12 protein-coding genes are annotated in these 14,346 nt (G+C 64.2%); 7 read left to right on the plus strand and 5 right to left on the minus strand.

What is annotated here, in order from left to right; translation table 11 throughout:
• Positions 1 to 42: 42 nt before the first annotated feature.
• Together rhaI and KO538_RS14015 are read left to right on the plus strand one after the other, a co-directional pair.
• Positions 43 to 1,338, plus strand: coding sequence for an L-rhamnose catabolism isomerase (gene rhaI, locus KO538_RS14010; RefSeq protein ID WP_219328630.1), 1,296 nt, complete (start codon positions 43 to 45; stop codon positions 1,336 to 1,338).
• 140 nt (positions 1,339 to 1,478) lie between these two features.
• Entirely contained in the window at positions 1,479 to 2,492 is a 1,014-nt protein-coding gene (locus KO538_RS14015; protein WP_051991317.1) for a bile acid:sodium symporter family protein, read from the plus strand.
• Here KO538_RS14015 and KO538_RS14020 read toward each other — a convergent pair.
• Together KO538_RS14020 and KO538_RS14025 are read right to left on the minus strand one after the other, a co-directional pair.
• Entirely contained in the window at positions 2,444 to 3,907 is a 1,464-nt protein-coding gene (locus KO538_RS14020) for a UdgX family uracil-DNA binding protein (RefSeq protein WP_219328631.1), read from the minus strand. The two genes, KO538_RS14015 and KO538_RS14020, sit on opposite strands and share 49 nt — an antisense overlap.
• Positions 3,904 to 5,136: a putative DNA modification/repair radical SAM protein gene (locus KO538_RS14025; protein WP_034752533.1), complete on the minus strand. Its 1,233-nt coding sequence runs from the start codon at positions 5,134 to 5,136 to the stop codon at positions 3,904 to 3,906. The genes KO538_RS14020 and KO538_RS14025 overlap by 4 nt, the downstream gene beginning before the upstream one ends.
• Before the next feature lie 137 nt (positions 5,137 to 5,273).
• On the opposite strand from KO538_RS14025, the gene modA reads away from it, so the two are divergent.
• Genes modA through KO538_RS14045 form a run of 4 tightly spaced genes read left to right on the plus strand, consistent with a single transcriptional unit; the run spans position 5,274 to position 8,231 of the window.
• Entirely contained in the window at positions 5,274 to 6,032 is a 759-nt protein-coding gene (gene modA, locus KO538_RS14030; RefSeq protein WP_219328632.1) for a molybdate ABC transporter substrate-binding protein, read from the plus strand.
• A 15-nt stretch (positions 6,033 to 6,047) separates the two neighbouring features.
• Positions 6,048 to 6,725, plus strand: a complete 678-nt coding sequence (modB, locus tag KO538_RS14035; protein ID WP_219328633.1) for a molybdate ABC transporter permease subunit — start codon at positions 6,048 to 6,050, stop codon at positions 6,723 to 6,725.
• Between the two features lie 11 nt (positions 6,726 to 6,736).
• Positions 6,737 to 7,438 (plus strand): sulfate/molybdate ABC transporter ATP-binding protein, encoded by a 702-nt coding sequence (locus tag KO538_RS14040; RefSeq protein ID WP_219328634.1) that lies wholly within the window; start codon positions 6,737 to 6,739, stop codon positions 7,436 to 7,438.
• A 25-nt stretch (positions 7,439 to 7,463) separates the two neighbouring features.
• Positions 7,464 to 8,231, plus strand: a complete 768-nt coding sequence (locus KO538_RS14045; RefSeq protein ID WP_139143380.1) for a TOBE domain-containing protein — start codon at positions 7,464 to 7,466, stop codon at positions 8,229 to 8,231.
• A gap of 67 nt (positions 8,232 to 8,298) precedes the next feature.
• Here KO538_RS14045 and KO538_RS14050 read toward each other — a convergent pair whose 3' ends face one another.
• Positions 8,299 to 11,379, minus strand: a complete 3,081-nt coding sequence (locus KO538_RS14050) for a response regulator (protein WP_219328635.1) — start codon at positions 11,377 to 11,379, stop codon at positions 8,299 to 8,301.
• Between the two features lie 239 nt (positions 11,380 to 11,618).
• Here KO538_RS14050 and fnr point away from each other — a divergent pair, with 239 nt between their 5' ends.
• Positions 11,619 to 12,377: a fumarate/nitrate reduction transcriptional regulator Fnr gene (gene fnr / locus KO538_RS14055; protein ID WP_034752524.1), complete on the plus strand. Its 759-nt coding sequence runs from the start codon at positions 11,619 to 11,621 to the stop codon at positions 12,375 to 12,377.
• A 3-nt stretch (positions 12,378 to 12,380) separates the two neighbouring features.
• Here fnr and KO538_RS14060 read toward each other — a convergent pair whose 3' ends face one another.
• Both KO538_RS14060 and ccoG read right to left on the minus strand, forming a co-directional pair.
• A complete protein-coding gene (locus KO538_RS14060; RefSeq protein ID WP_219328636.1) occupies positions 12,381 to 12,905 on the minus strand; it encodes a FixH family protein in 525 nt (174 codons plus the stop codon).
• 54 nt (positions 12,906 to 12,959) lie between these two features.
• A complete protein-coding gene (gene ccoG / locus KO538_RS14065; RefSeq protein ID WP_230516841.1) occupies positions 12,960 to 14,342 on the minus strand; it encodes a cytochrome c oxidase accessory protein CcoG in 1,383 nt (460 codons plus the stop codon).
• Positions 14,343 to 14,346: the final 4 nt, after the last annotated feature.

Below are 14,346 nucleotides of genomic sequence, written 5' to 3' on the forward strand. Positions count from 1 at the left end.
CGACGCAGCCGGCCATGGCGCCGCTGCGCGCAAGGAGACAAGATGCATACCATGATCGACAGCGGCCTGGTGGCCGACCACAATGCCAAGCTGCAAGCGAACCTGGAAGCTGACTATGCGGCCCTGGGCGGCGTGCTTGCCCGCCGCGGCCAGGACATTGAAAAACTGACGGCGCTGGCGCAGACGTTTGCCGTGGCCGTACCCAGCTGGGGCACCGGCACGGGCGGCACGCGCTTTGCCCGTTTCCCCGGCCTGGGCGAACCGCGCAACGTGTTTGAAAAGCTCGAAGATTGCGCCGTCATCAACCAGCTGACGCAAGCGACGCCCGCCGTCTCGCTGCATTTTCCATGGGACAAGGTCAGCGACACGGCCGCCCTGCGCGAGACCGCCCAGGCTTACGGCCTGGGCTTTGACGCCGTCAATTCGAATACCTTCCAGGACCAGGCCGGACAGGCGCAGTCGTACAAATACGGCAGCCTGACGTCGCACAGCGCGGCCGTGCGCGCGCAGGCCGTCGAGCACAATATCGAATGCATCGAACTGGGGCGTGCGCTGGGCTCGACGGCGTTGACGGTATGGGTGGGCGATGGCGCGAATTTTCCGGGCCAGCACAATCTGCGCGGCGCGCTCGAGCGCTACCTCGACAGCATGCGCGACATCTACGGCGCCCTGCCCGCCGACTGGCAGTTATTTATCGAACACAAGCTGTTCGAGCCGGCCTTCTACGCCACCACGATCGCCGACTGGGGTACCAGCTTTGCCTGCGCCAGCGCGCTGGGACCGAAGGCCAAATGCCTGGTCGACCTGGGCCACCATGCGCCGAACACGAATATCGAAATGATCGTCGCGCGCCTGGCGCAGTTCGGCAAACTGGGCGGCTTCCATTTCAACGACAGCAAGTACGGCGACGACGACCTCGATTCGGGCAGCATCAACCCTTTCCAGCTGTTCCTCGTGTTCAACGAACTGGCTGACGCCGCCGAGCGCGAGGGCGCCGCCTTCAAACCCGCCTACATGCTGGACCAGTCGCACAATGTGACGGACCCTATCGAAAGCCTGATGAGCAGTGCCGTCGAAGTGCAGCGCGCCTTCATCCAGTCCGCGCTGGTCGACCGCGCCGCCCTGCGCCACTACCAGGAAGCCAACGACGTGCACGCCTCGGCGCAAGCACTGAAACAGGCGTTCCGCACCGATGTGAGCGCCATCCTGGCGATGGCACGCCAGCGCTCGGGTGCCGCCATCGACCCTGTGGCCTGCTATCGCGGCAGCGGCTATCGGGAGCAGCGCGGCGTGGCGCGCCCCCCGAAGGCAGGCGCCAGCAGCAGCGGTATCGTGTAAGGCGGGTAGCGAGTGGGAGCCGTGCTGCTTCCAGGCAAGCCGCCTGGAAGCAGGTAGAATGGCTGGCACTGGCGCCGTTCCCGGCGCCGTTTGTCATCCCCGGCACAGCGTGTAAGGCTGCGCCGTTACCAGGCTACCGCATGTCTTCTTTTTCTCCCGCTGCCCTGCTGCGCAATCTGAAACCCGATAATTTCACCATCGCCCTGCTTGTCACCGTGGCGCTGGCCACCTTCCTGCCCTGCACGGGCCAGACGGCCGTGGTCTTCGGCAACATCACCACCGTCGCCATCGGCGCCCTGTTCTTCCTGCATGGCGCCAAGCTGTCGCGCGAAGCCGTGGTGGCCGGCGCCATGCACTGGCGCTTGCACTTGCTGGTGCTGGCCAGCACCTTTGTCCTGTTTCCTCTGCTGGGCCTGGCCCTGCGCCCGCTGGCGCTGACCTTCCTCACGCCCGACCTGTACATGGGCATCTTGTTCCTGTGCGCGCTGCCCTCGACCGTGCAGTCCTCGATCGCCATGACGGCCATGGCGCGCGGCAACGTGCCGGCCGCCATCTGCAGCGCCTCGGCCTCGAACTTCATCGGCATCTTCCTCGCCCCCATCCTCGTCGGCTTGCTGGTGGCCAAGGGCGCGGAAAGCAAGTCGTCGGTCGATGCCGTGCTGTCCATCGTCATGCAGCTGCTGCTGCCCTTCCTGGCCGGCCAGTTCCTGCGCCGCTGGATCGGCCGCTGGGTCGACCGCCACAAAGCCACCTTGAAATACGTCGACCAGGGTTCGATCTTGCTGGTGGTCTACACAGCCTTCAGTGAAGCCGTCAGCGAAGGCTTGTGGCATACGATTTCCGTGGAAACCCTGGTCGCCCTGGGCCTGATCAGCACCTTGCTGCTGGCGCTGGTGCTGGGCATCTCGACCTTCGTCAGCCGCCGCCTGGGCTTCAACAAGGAAGACGAAATCGCCATCGTCTTTTGCGCCTCGAAGAAAAGCCTGGCCAGCGGCGTACCGATGGCCAAGGTGCTGTTTTCCACCCGTTCGCTGGGCATGGTGATCCTGCCGCTGATGCTGTTTCACCAGATTCAGCTGATGATCTGTGCCGTGATCGCGCAGCGTTATGCGCGGCGCGATGAGGGGCAGGATGTGCCGGCGACAACGCTGTGATGGCTATCCTGCTCTAGCCGCAGCGCCTGCCGCAGCCCCGCCAATATGACCGCGTAAGCCTGCCGCCGGCTGGACTCATCCGGCGCGCGCAGCACATACGACGGGTGATACACGGTCACCACCGAGCGTCCCGCATGCTCGATCAGCGTGCCGATCAGCGGTGTCATGCTTGCCGCGCCATCCTGCAGGATGGACTTCAAGGCCGTGCTGCCCAGCGCCACGATCACCTGCGGCTGGACGCGCTCAATCTCTTCTTCCAGCCAGCCATGACAGGCGAGGATCTCGCGCTGCGCGGGCGTCTTGTGCAGGCGGCGCTTGCCGCGTGGCTCCCACTTGAAATGCTTGACGGCGTTGGTCAGATAGATGCTGTCGCGCGCCATGCCCGCTTCCTGCATGGCTTGCTCGAGCAGCACCCCGGCCGGGCCTACGAACGGCAAGCCGGCCAGGTCTTCCTGGTCGCCCGGCTGCTCGCCCACGAGCATGATGCGCGCCTGTGCCGGGCCAATGCCGGGCACGGCTTGCGTGGCGCTTTTCCACAGTTCGCAGCGGCGGCACTGGTCCAGGCTGGTCGCTACCTCGCGCACTGGCTGGGCGCGCTCGGCGGCAATCGGGATCATGGCCGCGCCGCTGCGCTGGCCCACGCTGGCCGTCTGGCCCGTGCGCCGTTCGCCGTTGGCGGCGCCGCTGAGCATGGCGGGCACGATGGCCCCTTCCGGCAGATTTTTCCAGAAACGCGAGGGGATATGGCTGTGCAGCAAATCCGCATTCACGCGCGCGGGATTGAAGATGCTGCGGTAGTAGGTCAGCCACAGGGCTTCGCCCGCATCGTCGATGTCGGCCGCGCCTTGCATCAGTGCTGGGCCCGCGTGCAAGGTCGTGCCATCCCACAGCATGCTGGCGGCGGGCGTGGCGATCATCCAGCTGGTAGCTCCCATGCGGCGGGCAAAGTGGCGCGCCACCTGCGGCAGCACCTCGTGCACGGGTTCGAACCAGGCGACAAAACGGGGCGCGCCCTCGCATTCTGGCCGCTCGCGAAAGCGCACATACGCATGCATGTCGTGCTCCTCGCGGTGCACGGCCTTGACCATGGCGTGCAGGCGCGCGCCGTCCGCGTCGGCCGGCGACATCACGTCGTGCTGGCCCAGCTGCCAGCGCCACAGCACCTGGTACAAAAAGGCCCAGCGGTCAGGCACGTTGAAGCAGGCGGCCGCCTGCAGCAGTTCCACCAGGGGACGAGGCAGCCGCAGCCGTGGCGCACTGGCATCGGTCGCATCCGGCGTGGCGGAAAACAGGTCGCCCTCACCGTGTTGACACTGCCAGGCAACGTCGGCAGGTGGCACGCCAAGCGCGATCAGTTCCCTTGCTGCAGCGCGCCACTCGTCGAACGACTGCGCCAGCCGCACCACCGTACTCATGCGGCCTGCAGCTCCGGCCACAGATTCATTTGCTGCGGCGCCTCCGCCATGGCGCGCCGCAGGTGTTCCGAGGCGGTGGTGTCGCGCGCGGGAAAGTAGTCGGCCGTGATGATGAAGGGAGCGATTTTCTTCATGCTGCAGCGCAGGCGCGACAGATCGGCGTAGCGCACCTGCCGCAGCCTTCGCAGGTCGACGATGCGCTGGGCATTGCGCAAGCCGATGCCGGGCACGCGGGCGATCATGTGCTGCGCCGCGCGGTTCAAGTCCAGCGGAAAATGTTCGCGGTGCGCCAGCGCCCACGCCAGTTTCGGATCGATATCGAGCGCCAGGTTGCCGCCCGTGGCGGGCAGCAACTCGCTGGCCTGGAAACCATAGCTGCGCAGCAGGAAATCGGCCTGGTACAACCTGTGTTCGCGCAGCATCGGCGGCGGCGCCAGCGGCACGCTTTTCGGGCTGTCGGGGATCGGGCTGAAGGCCGAGTAGTACACGCGCTTGAGTTTATAACTGCCGTACAGGGTCTCGGCCGTGGAGAGGATCTGCTGGTCGTCGCTGGCATCGGCGCCGACGATCATCTGCGTGCTTTGCCCGGCCGGCGCGAAACGCGGTGCGCGCGGTTCTTCCGCTTTCTCGTCGAGCTTGCGGCGTATCGACCCCATCGCCAGCTTGATCGTATGCACGCTTTTTTCCGGCGCCAGCTTTTGCACGCTGTCCTGTGTCGGCAGTTCGATATTGACGCTGAGCCGGTCGGCATAGCGGCCCGCCTGCGCGATCAGCGCGGGGTCGGCGTCAGGGATGGTTTTCAAATGGATGTAGCCGCGGAACTGATGCACCTCGCGCAATTCGCGCGCCACCTGCACCAGTTGTTCCATCGTGTAGTCGGCCGACTGGATGATGCCGGAACTGAGGAACAGGCCGTCGATGTAGTTGCGCAGGTAAAAGTCGCTCGTCAGTTTCACCACTTCGGCCACGGTAAAGCGCGCGCGCGGCACGTTCGACGTGCGGCGGTTGACGCAGTACTGGCAGTCGTACAGGCAGTAATTCGTCAGCAATACTTTCAGCAGCGAGACGCAGCGTCCGTCCGGCGTGTAGCTGTGGCAAATGCCCATGCCCGAGGTGGCGCCAAAGCCGTCCTTGCCGATGGAATCGCGCCTGGGCGCGCCGCTGCTGGCGCAGGACGCGTCGTACTTGGCCGCGTCGGCCAGGATTTCCAGCTTGTCCGTCAATTCCATGGCTCACCTCAATATACTGTGTTTATATACAGTATATCAGGGAATGCAGCTTGCGCTGGCTTGACCTGTGCGATGGCAGAGCGCTATATATCGGTGTATATTACGGACCAGGTTCTCTTCTCATCAAGGATACGATCATGCGCCTCACCTCCCTCGCCACACTGCTCGGCGCCGCCCTCTTCGCCACCGCCGCCTCGTCCGCCCTTGCCGGTGAAGTGGTCGTGTCGGCCGCGGCCAGCCTGACGAATGCGTTCAAGGAGGCGGCGCAAAGCTACGAGGCGCAGTATCCGGGCAGCAAGGTGTCCTTGAACTTCGCCGCTTCGGGCGTGCTGCTGCAGCAGATCGTCAAGGGCGCGCCCGTGGACGTGTTTGCCTCGGCCGACCAGGAAACCATGGATGCGGCGCAAAAGCAGGGCTTCGTCTTGCCGGCCGAGCGCATGGACTTCGTCGGCAACAGCCTGGTGCTGATCGTGCCGCACGATAGCAAGCTGGGCATCAAGAGCCTGGCTGACCTGACGCACAAGGGCGTGACCCGCGTGGCCATCGCCAATCCGGCCAGCGTGCCCGTCGGCCGTTACGCCGAAGGCGCGCTGAAGAAGGCCAAGCTGTGGGATGCCGTGCAGCCCAAGGCCATCGGCACGCAGAACGTGCGCCAGTCGCTCGACTACGTGGCGCGCGGCGAAGTCGATGCGGGCTTTGTCTACGCGACCGACGCGGCCATCATGAAAGACAAGGTCAACGTCGTGCTGGACGTGCCATTGGAGGCGCCCGTGCTGTACCCGATCGCCACCATCAAGGGCAGCGGCAATGGGGCGGAAGCGAAGCGCTTTGTCAGCTATTTGCAGACGACGCCGGCGCAAGCCATCCTGGCCAAGTACGGCTTTAAGAAGCCATAAAACAAACGAACGCGCATGGATATCGCCTGGACCGCACTGGCCCTGTCGCTCAAAGTGGCGGCATGGGCCACGGCGCTCAACTTGTTGCTCGGCATCGGTACGGGCTATCTGCTGGCGCGCACGCGTTTTCCCGGGCGCGAATTGCTCGACGCCCTGTTGACCCTGCCGATGGTGATGCCGCCCACCGTGCTCGGCTACTACCTGCTTGTGCTGCTGGGCCGGCGCGGCACCCTGGGCATCTGGCTGCAGGACAACTTCGGCATCAACCTGATTTTTACATGGCAGGGCGCGGTGATCGCTTCCACCGTGGTCGCCTTTCCCCTCGTCTTCAAGCCCGCGCGCGCCGCCTTCGAGGCTGTCGACGGCCAGCTCGAGCAGGCGGCCCGCGTGTTGGGCATTTCGGAAATGGCGATCTTCTTTCGCGTCACGTTGCCGCTGGCCTGGCGCGGCATCCTGGCCGGCGTGCTGCTGGGATTCGTGCGCGCGCTGGGCGAGTTTGGCGCCACCCTGATGGTGGCCGGCAGCATTCCCGGCAAGACACAGACCCTGTCGGTGGCCGTGTATGAAGCCGTGCAGGCGGGCCAGGACGACGTGGCCAATACGCTGGTCGTGATCATCTCGGTGGTCTGCATCGTGGTGCTGCTGTTGGCTGGCCGCCTGGCGCCCGGGCGCGTCGCGCACAAAGGACGCTGAGGATGACGCCCATGCAACTCGACCTCGACATCCGCGCCACCTTGCGCTCCGGCAAACGCCGCTTCGACCTGCAGGTGCAATGTACGTCCGGCAGCCAGCGCATCGCCATGTATGGCCCGTCCGGCGCCGGCAAGAGCATGACCCTGAAAGCCATTGCCGGACTCTTCACGCCGAACGAAGGCCATATCCGCCTGAACGGGCGCACCTTGTTCGACTCGGCCGCCGGCATCAATTTGCCGCCGCAGCAGCGCAATGTCGCCTACCTGTTCCAGGATTACGCGCTGTTCCCGCACCTGACGGTGCGCCAGAACGTGGGCTTTGGCCTGAGCCGCGGCTGGTTCAATCCGCGCGCGCGCGAAAAATTACAGAAGGTCGAGCATTGGCTCGACGCCTTCCACTTGCAGGAACTGGCGCACCAGTTCCCCGACGAGTTGTCCGGAGGCCAGCGCCAACGGGTGGCGCTGGCGAGGGCGCTCGTGGCCGAGCCGTCCGCGCTGCTGCTCGACGAGCCGTTCGCCGCCCTCGATCCGGCCCTGCGTGTCAAAATGCGGCTGGAACTGAGCCAGTGGCAACAGCGTCTGGACGTGCCCATGATCCTGATCACGCACGATCCGGAAGATGCGCGCATCCTGGGCGAGCACGTGCTGTACTTGCGCGACGGACAGATCGATAACAGGGAAGACCACATGGCATTGGGTGAACGCATTGGATAAAATCGGCTTGCAAGGCTCGCTATGGATGACGGTGGGCGGGGAAAACCTGGGCGGCGCCGGCAGGGTGGAATTGCTGGGCGCCATCGCCGAATGCGGTTCCATCACGCAGGCGGCCAAGTTGGTAAAGATGAGCTACAAGGCGGCCTGGGACGCCATCGACGCGATGAACAACCTGGCCGGCGAGCCGCTGGTCGAGCGCCTGACGGGCGGCAAGGGCGGCGGCGGCACGCGGCTCACGCAGCGGGGGCGCCAGCTGGTCGACAATTTCCGCATCATCGAACGCGAGCATGCGCGCTACCTGCGCCAGCTGGGCAGCCAGGCCGAAGGCATCGCCGACGATCTTTTACTCATACGGAGAATGGCCATGAAAACGACGGCACGTAATCAATTCCTGGGCAAGGTGGCCGAACTGAAACAGGGTGCCGTCAACGACGAAGTCACCCTGGAATTGCCCGGCGGCCAGCACATCGTGGCCATCGTCACGCAGGGCAGCAGCGCAAGCCTGGGCCTGGTGCCTGGCGCCGAAGCGTTTGCGCTGATCAAGGCTTCGTCCATCATCCTCGTGGCCGACAGCGAAGGCGCGCGTTTTTCCGCGCGCAACCAGCTGGCCGGCACGGTCACGCGCGTGCAGACGGGCGCCGTCAACACGGAAGTGGTGCTGGACTTGCCGCGCGGCGGCACGATCGCCGCCATCATTACCAATCAGAGCAGCACGGACCTGGGCATCGCCATCGGCAGCAGCGTGACGGCGATGTTTAAAGCATCTAGTGTGATCCTCGGTGTACCGGCGTAAACGGCGGCGCTGAGCAAAGTTCCGGGGTCAGACCCGGCGGGTCTGACCCCAGCTTTACGTTGCAGGCCTAATCTTTCAACCGCGACAACCAATCCGCCGCCGCCGCCAGCGCCAGTTCCAGCTCCTGCGCCGTGTGCGCCAGCAGGCTTGGGACTTCATCCAGGCGACCCGCGTCGATGGCTTCCTCGGTGGCGAACGCGGCGCGGATCAGGCGTTTCGTGCCCAGGGTGCCGACGGAGCCGCGCACGCTGTGCAGGATACGCGCCACGTCGCTGTGGCGGCCTGCCTGCAATGCTGTTTCCGCGTCGCGTACGGGCGTCATGCCCTTGTTCAGCGCGTCTTCGACCATGCGCCGCAGTACACCGCGCCCCTTCGCGTCACGTCCCATCACGCGCATCAGCGGCGCCATGGAAAACACCTCTTCATCGGCGACGCGTACGGGCTCGGCCGTCTGCACTGGCGGGCGCTTGGGCAGGTGGCGCAGGATGACTTCCATCATCTCTTCCACCACCACGGGCTTGGCGATGAAGTCGCTGATGCCGGCCGTCATGCAGCGCTCGCGCTCGGACGCCAGCACGCCGGCCGTCATGGCGATCACGGGCAGGCTCAGGCGCAGCTCCGTGCGGATGATGTGGGTGGCGCTGAAACCGTCCATGACGGGCATCTGCATGTCCATCAGCACGATGTCGTAGCGCAGCGCTTCCGTGCGCAGCCGTTCCACGGCTTGCAAGCCGTCGCCCACCACGTCGAGGGTGGCGCCCATGTGTTCGAGGATGCCGCGCGCCACGGCCTGGTTCAAATGATTGTCTTCCACCAGCAGGAAATGCACGCCGGCCAGTTCCGTGCCCAGTGGCTGGTGCAGGATGCGCTGCTCGCCGCCGTCGTTCTTGGTGATCAGTGCCTGGTGCAGGGCATCGAACAGGCTCGATCCCGTGATCGGTTTCATCAGCACGACGTCGGCCTCGGCCGCGCTGGAAATTTCCTCGAGGTGGTTGCGGGCGAAGGCGTTGACCATCACCACGATGGGCTGGCGCTGGCCGCTGGCCGCCTGGCGGATGGCCTTGGCCGTGGCCAGGCCGTCCATGACGGGCATGTGCCAGTCGGCCAGCACCACGTCGTACGGTTGCTGCTGCGCCAGGCGTTCGCGGTACAGTTCGATGGCGGCAAAGCCGGAATCGACTTCGTCGGCCAGCCAGCCCCACGCCTCGATCAGCTTGACGATCAGTTCGCGCGTGGTGCGGTTATCGTCGGCCACCAGCAGGCGCAGCTGGCCCAGTGCCGGCGTGCGTCGCGTTTCGGCTGGCTGCGCCAGCATCTCGAACGGCACGCTGAACCAGAAGCGGCTGCCCTTGCCTTCGCTGCTGGCGACGGCGATGTCGCCGCCCATCATGTGGATCAGCTGCTTGCTGATGGCCAGGCCCAGGCCCGTGCCGCCGAAGCGGCGCGTGATGCTCTGGTCGCCCTGCGAAAACGCGGCAAACAGCTGCTGTTGCTGCAGTTCCGTCATGCCGATGCCCGTGTCGCGCACTTCGAAGCGCAGCCAGGCGCGGCCGCTCTCGCTCCTGCTCTCGGCCAGGCTGACGGCCACCACCACTTCGCCGTTCTCCGTGAACTTGATGGCGTTGCCGGCCAGGTTGACGAGGATTTGCTGCAGGCGCTGGGCGTCGCCCACGAGGCGCCGCGGCACGTCGGGCTCGACGGCGATGGCCAGTTCCAGCTCCTTTTCGCCCGCATTCATCGTCATCGTCGTGGCCAGGGTATTCATGACTTCGTCGAGGTCGAATTCGACGGGCGACAGTTCCATGCGCCTCGCCTCGATCTTCGAATAATCGAGCACGTCGTTGAGGATACCCAGCAGCGACTGGCCCGCCACGCGCACCATGGTCAGATACTTGCGCTGTTCCGTATCGAGCTTGGTATTTCCCAGCAAATACACCATGCCCAGCACGGCATTGAGGGGCGTGCGGATTTCATGGCTCATGTTGGCCACGAAATCGCTCTTCGCGCGGTTGGCGGCCTCGGCCCGGTCGCGTTCCTGCTCCAGTTCGGCCGCGCGCGATTCGAGTTCCTGCTGCAGACGGTCGCGCTCGCTCATCAGGCCGTTGAACGCCTCCGTCAGTTCGCCGATCTCGTCGCGCTGCTGCACCGGCACGGGGGTGAAACGGCTGCCGCTGGTGCGCAGGGCCAGCAGGGTGTTGCGCAGGCGCACCAGCGGCGACAGCAGGCGCACGGTGACCCAGCCCAGAACAAATGCGGCCAGCAGCGAAGCGAGGATGCTCCACAGCACCAGCCGGTACAGGACGCCATCGAACGGTTCGAAGGCGTCCGCGACGGGCAGCGAGGTAGCCAGCAGCCAGTTCACCGATTTCAAACGCTTGAAGCTGTTGACGGCCGTGATGCCGCGGCTGTTGGTGCTGACCATGCTGCCTTCGCCATCTTCCTTCAGCAGCTGGGTGGTCGTCAGGTTGGCGCTCGGCTGGCGCGGCTGCAGCAAGCGGCTGGTATCGGGATGCAGCACGTAGCGCGGCACGGCGCCGCGCGTGAGGATGAAGTAATAGCCGCTCTTGCCGATCTTTTCCGAGCGCAGGCGTCCCAGCAGGTTGTCCTTGTACAGGCGCAGCACGCCGATCACCACGCCGGCCACCTGGCCATCGGCGGCCAGCACGGGCGCGACCATCTGCACGATGGGCATGCCGCTCGACTTGCCGAGCATCGGCTCGGTGATCATGGGCTGGCGCGTGCGCAGCACGGTCTGGAAATACTCGCGCTCGGCAACGTTGATGCCCGTGCGCCCCGCCACTTCCGGCATGTCGGCCACGACGGCGCCCTGCGCATTAAGCACCAGCACGTCGTCGAACAGCACCAGCATCGAGCGGCGCGAATAGTATTCGCGCAATTGGGCCGGCTGGGCCATCAATTCCGGCGGCTGCTGCCTGGCCGTCAGGGTGACGATCTGCAGCAGCATGCCCAGCTTGTCGTCGAGCTCGGCAGCGGTGCGGCTGATCAGGGATGACTGCTGGCTCAGCAGTACTCGGGTGAAGTCGTCGCGCATGTGCTGCACCTGTATCATGGTGACCAGCGCGATCATGGCGATCGAGGTCAGACTGGTGGCCAGCGCGACTTTTGCTTTGATGCCGAGAGGCTTCATGATTTCCTTTTCAGTACCGGGCGGCACAGGCGGCAGATAATGCTGTTAGGAATTTTCCTATCAATACATCAAGTTGGCAAGCGGCGCCGCGCAAATGGCCCTCCCCGCATGGGCTTTTGACGATGTTGCCATATAATTAAAGTCGGAACGTCGTTTATTCGCCGAAATTGCGGTGAAATTGGCACACGGCAACCCTGTATGCAGTAAACTTGTTGTTGCATTTTCTAAAAGGTACCGACATGACTGAAGCGCTCCTCACTCCAACCTTGCCCACAGTGACCGTGGAAGCGTTGCGTGCGCGATGCTCGACCTGCAGCATGCATCAATTGTGCCTGCCGATGGGCCTCGATATGGGCGACATGGACAGGCTGGACCAGATCATCGGCCGCCGCCGCAAGATCGTGCGCGGCGCCTCGCTGTTCCGCATCGGCGACTCGTTCCAGAACCTGTACGCGATCCGGCTGGGGCACTTCAAGACGTACCAGATCAATCCGGGCGGCGAGGAGCAGGTGACGGGTTTCCAGATGGCCGGCGAACTGCTGGGCATGGACGCCATCAGCGCCGACCGCCACCACTGTAATGCGGTGGCGCTGGAAGACAGCGAAGTGTGTGAAATCCCGTTTTCCAGCCTGGAACAATTGCTGGGCAATATGCCGACCCTGCTGCGGCATTTCCACCGCATGATGAGCCAGGAAATCACGCGCGAGCAAAGCGTGATGCTGTTGCTGGGCAATATGCAGGCGACGCAGCGTTTTGCCGCCTTCATCGTCAACCTGGCGTCGCGCTATGAGGCGCGCGGCTATTCGAGCAGCAAATTCCAGCTGCGCATGTCGCGCGAGGAAATCGGCAACTACCTGGGCCTGACCATCGAGAGCGTCAGCCGCCTGCTGTCCAAATTCAAGAAGGAAGGCTGGCTGCGCGTGTCGAACCGCGAGATCGAGATCCTGCAACCAGCCAAGCTGAAAGCCATTACGGCAGGCACGGACGTCTGCAAGTAAGGCTTATAACTCTTCGTCCGCATGCAGCGCGATGCTGCGCTGCACGGGCCAGGTCCAGATGCCGGACAGGCGCCACTCGCGCTTGTCGTTTTCCACCAGCACCTGCCAGCGGCTGCGCTCGAGCATCGGCAGCGCGACCGAGAAATTGCCGGCCGCATCGGGCTGCACCAGCAGCTTGATATCTTTTTCCGGCAGGGTCGCATGCGCCAGGTGCAGCTGCAGCGGTCCCTGGTAGGCCTTGCCGAAGCTGTGCACGGAACCGCTCAGGCGCGCTTGCGCCACGTCGTACGCCAGGCTCGTCTCCATCGCCAGGTCGCTGGCGATCGTGTCGCGCTTCAAATCCTGGTTGATCGCCTTGCCCTGCTTGTAATAATCGCCCACCACCAGCGCGTCGGGCTGCGTAAACGCGATATAGCCCATGAAGCTGCCGACGACCACGGACAGGCCGGGGCCGATCATCAGCAGCCATGGCCAGCGATGCTTGTACCACGGTGCAACGGGAGGCTGCAGTTTCAGACTGTCGGACATGGTATTTCTCCTGTGTAAACGGCCAGCCCCCATGCGGGGACCGGCCTTCCTGCATTAACGCGGCACGATGAAGACCGCGCTTTCACGCACATGCAGCGACGGGTTGTCCAGCGATTGCAATTCGATCGCAATCTTGTTCGACCCCTTCTCGCCCACGCCGTGCGGCACGCGCAGGCGGATCGGCCAGCCCAGCGTTTCCGTCGGCTGCAAGGTCACTTCTTCGCGCGTCAGCAAGGTCAGGCCCGGCAAGCCGGAAGCGCTGATCTTGAAATGCTGGCTTTGCTCGGACGTGTTCATGATCTGCAGGCGGTAGACGTTTTCGATCATGCCGTCTTCCACTTCGCGTCCCATCGAACCGCGGTCGCGGATCACGTCCATTTTCAGGGGCGTGCGCAGGGCCAGCGAGGTACATACGGCGATGATGATCAGGGCCAGGATGGAAGTGTAGATCAAGACGCGGGGGCGCATGGCGCGCTGGCGTATCTGCTTCGAATTGAAGTTGTTTTCCATCGCATGGTCGGTGCTGTAGCGTATCAGGCCACGCGGCCGCTCGACCTTGTCCATCACGCTGTTGCAGGCATCGACGCAGGCGGCGCAGCCGATGCATTCATACTGCAGGCCGTTGCGGATATCGATGCCGGTCGGACACACCTGCACGCACAGGGTGCAGTCGATGCAATCGCCCAGCTTGTCGTTGTTGCCGGCCTTCTTGCTCATGGCGCCGCGTGGTTCGCCGCGCTTGGCATCGTAGGTAATGATCAGGGTGTCCTGGTCGAACATGGCGCTCTGGAAGCGCGCATAGGGACACATGTATTTGCACACCTGCTCGCGCAGCCAGCCCGCGTTGCCGTAGGTTGCCAGGCTGTAGAACAAGACCCAGAACCATTCCCAGGGACCGAAATTCAGGGTGGTCACCTCGCGCGCCAGTTCCTTGATCGGCGTGAAGTAGCCGACAAAGGTAAAGCCCGTCCACAGGGCGATGGCGCCCCACACCAGGTGCTTGGCCGTCTTCTTGAATGCCTTGCGCACGGACGGGCCTTGCTTGTCGAGGGCCATGCGCGCGCTGCGCGTGCCCTCGATGCGGCGTTCGACCCACAGGAAGATTTCCGTGTATACCGTTTGCGGGCAAGAGAACCCGCACCACACCCGCCCGGCAATGGCCGTGACGAGGAACAACAAATACGCACAGATGATCAGCAGGGCCGCCAGATAGATGAAATCCTGGGGCCACAGCACGACGCCGAAAATGTAGAACTTGCGCGTGGTCAAGTCGAACAGCAGGGCTTGCCTGCCATTCCAGGTCAACCACGGCAAGCCGTAGAACGCGAGCTGGGTAAGCCATACGCATACCCATCGCCAGGTAGCGTAGCGTCCTTTGGCCTCGCGAGGGTAGATCTGCTCGCGGGCCGCATACATCTTGATGACTTGAGGTTCCATTACA

Source organism: Janthinobacterium sp. NKUCC08_JDC (genome assembly GCF_019345575.1).
In the GTDB taxonomy this organism is placed as follows: domain Bacteria; phylum Pseudomonadota; class Gammaproteobacteria; order Burkholderiales; family Burkholderiaceae_D; genus Janthinobacterium; species Janthinobacterium aestuarii.

What these genes read in the sequence shown, in the direction of transcription:
- rhaI (WP_219328630.1), top strand. Translation starts at nt 43, where the DNA reads ATGCATACCATGATCGACAGCGGCCTGGTGGCCGACCACAATGCCAAG.
- KO538_RS14015 (WP_051991317.1), top strand. Translation starts at nt 1,479, where the DNA reads ATGTCTTCTTTTTCTCCCGCTGCCCTGCTGCGCAATCTGAAACCCGAT.
- KO538_RS14020 (WP_219328631.1), bottom strand. Translation starts at nt 3,907, where the DNA reads ATGAGTACGGTGGTGCGGCTGGCGCAGTCGTTCGACGAGTGGCGCGCT.
- KO538_RS14025 (WP_034752533.1), bottom strand. Translation starts at nt 5,136, where the DNA reads ATGGAATTGACGGACAAGCTGGAAATCCTGGCCGACGCGGCCAAGTAC.
- modA (WP_219328632.1), top strand. Translation starts at nt 5,274, where the DNA reads ATGCGCCTCACCTCCCTCGCCACACTGCTCGGCGCCGCCCTCTTCGCC.
- modB (WP_219328633.1), top strand. Translation starts at nt 6,048, where the DNA reads ATGGATATCGCCTGGACCGCACTGGCCCTGTCGCTCAAAGTGGCGGCA.
- KO538_RS14040 (WP_219328634.1), top strand. Translation starts at nt 6,737, where the DNA reads ATGCAACTCGACCTCGACATCCGCGCCACCTTGCGCTCCGGCAAACGC.
- KO538_RS14045 (WP_139143380.1), top strand. Translation starts at nt 7,464, where the DNA reads ATGACGGTGGGCGGGGAAAACCTGGGCGGCGCCGGCAGGGTGGAATTG.
- KO538_RS14050 (WP_219328635.1), bottom strand. Translation starts at nt 11,379, where the DNA reads ATGAAGCCTCTCGGCATCAAAGCAAAAGTCGCGCTGGCCACCAGTCTG.
- fnr (WP_034752524.1), top strand. Translation starts at nt 11,619, where the DNA reads ATGACTGAAGCGCTCCTCACTCCAACCTTGCCCACAGTGACCGTGGAA.
- KO538_RS14060 (WP_219328636.1), bottom strand. Translation starts at nt 12,905, where the DNA reads ATGTCCGACAGTCTGAAACTGCAGCCTCCCGTTGCACCGTGGTACAAG.
- ccoG (WP_230516841.1), bottom strand. Translation starts at nt 14,342, where the DNA reads ATGGAACCTCAAGTCATCAAGATGTATGCGGCCCGCGAGCAGATCTAC.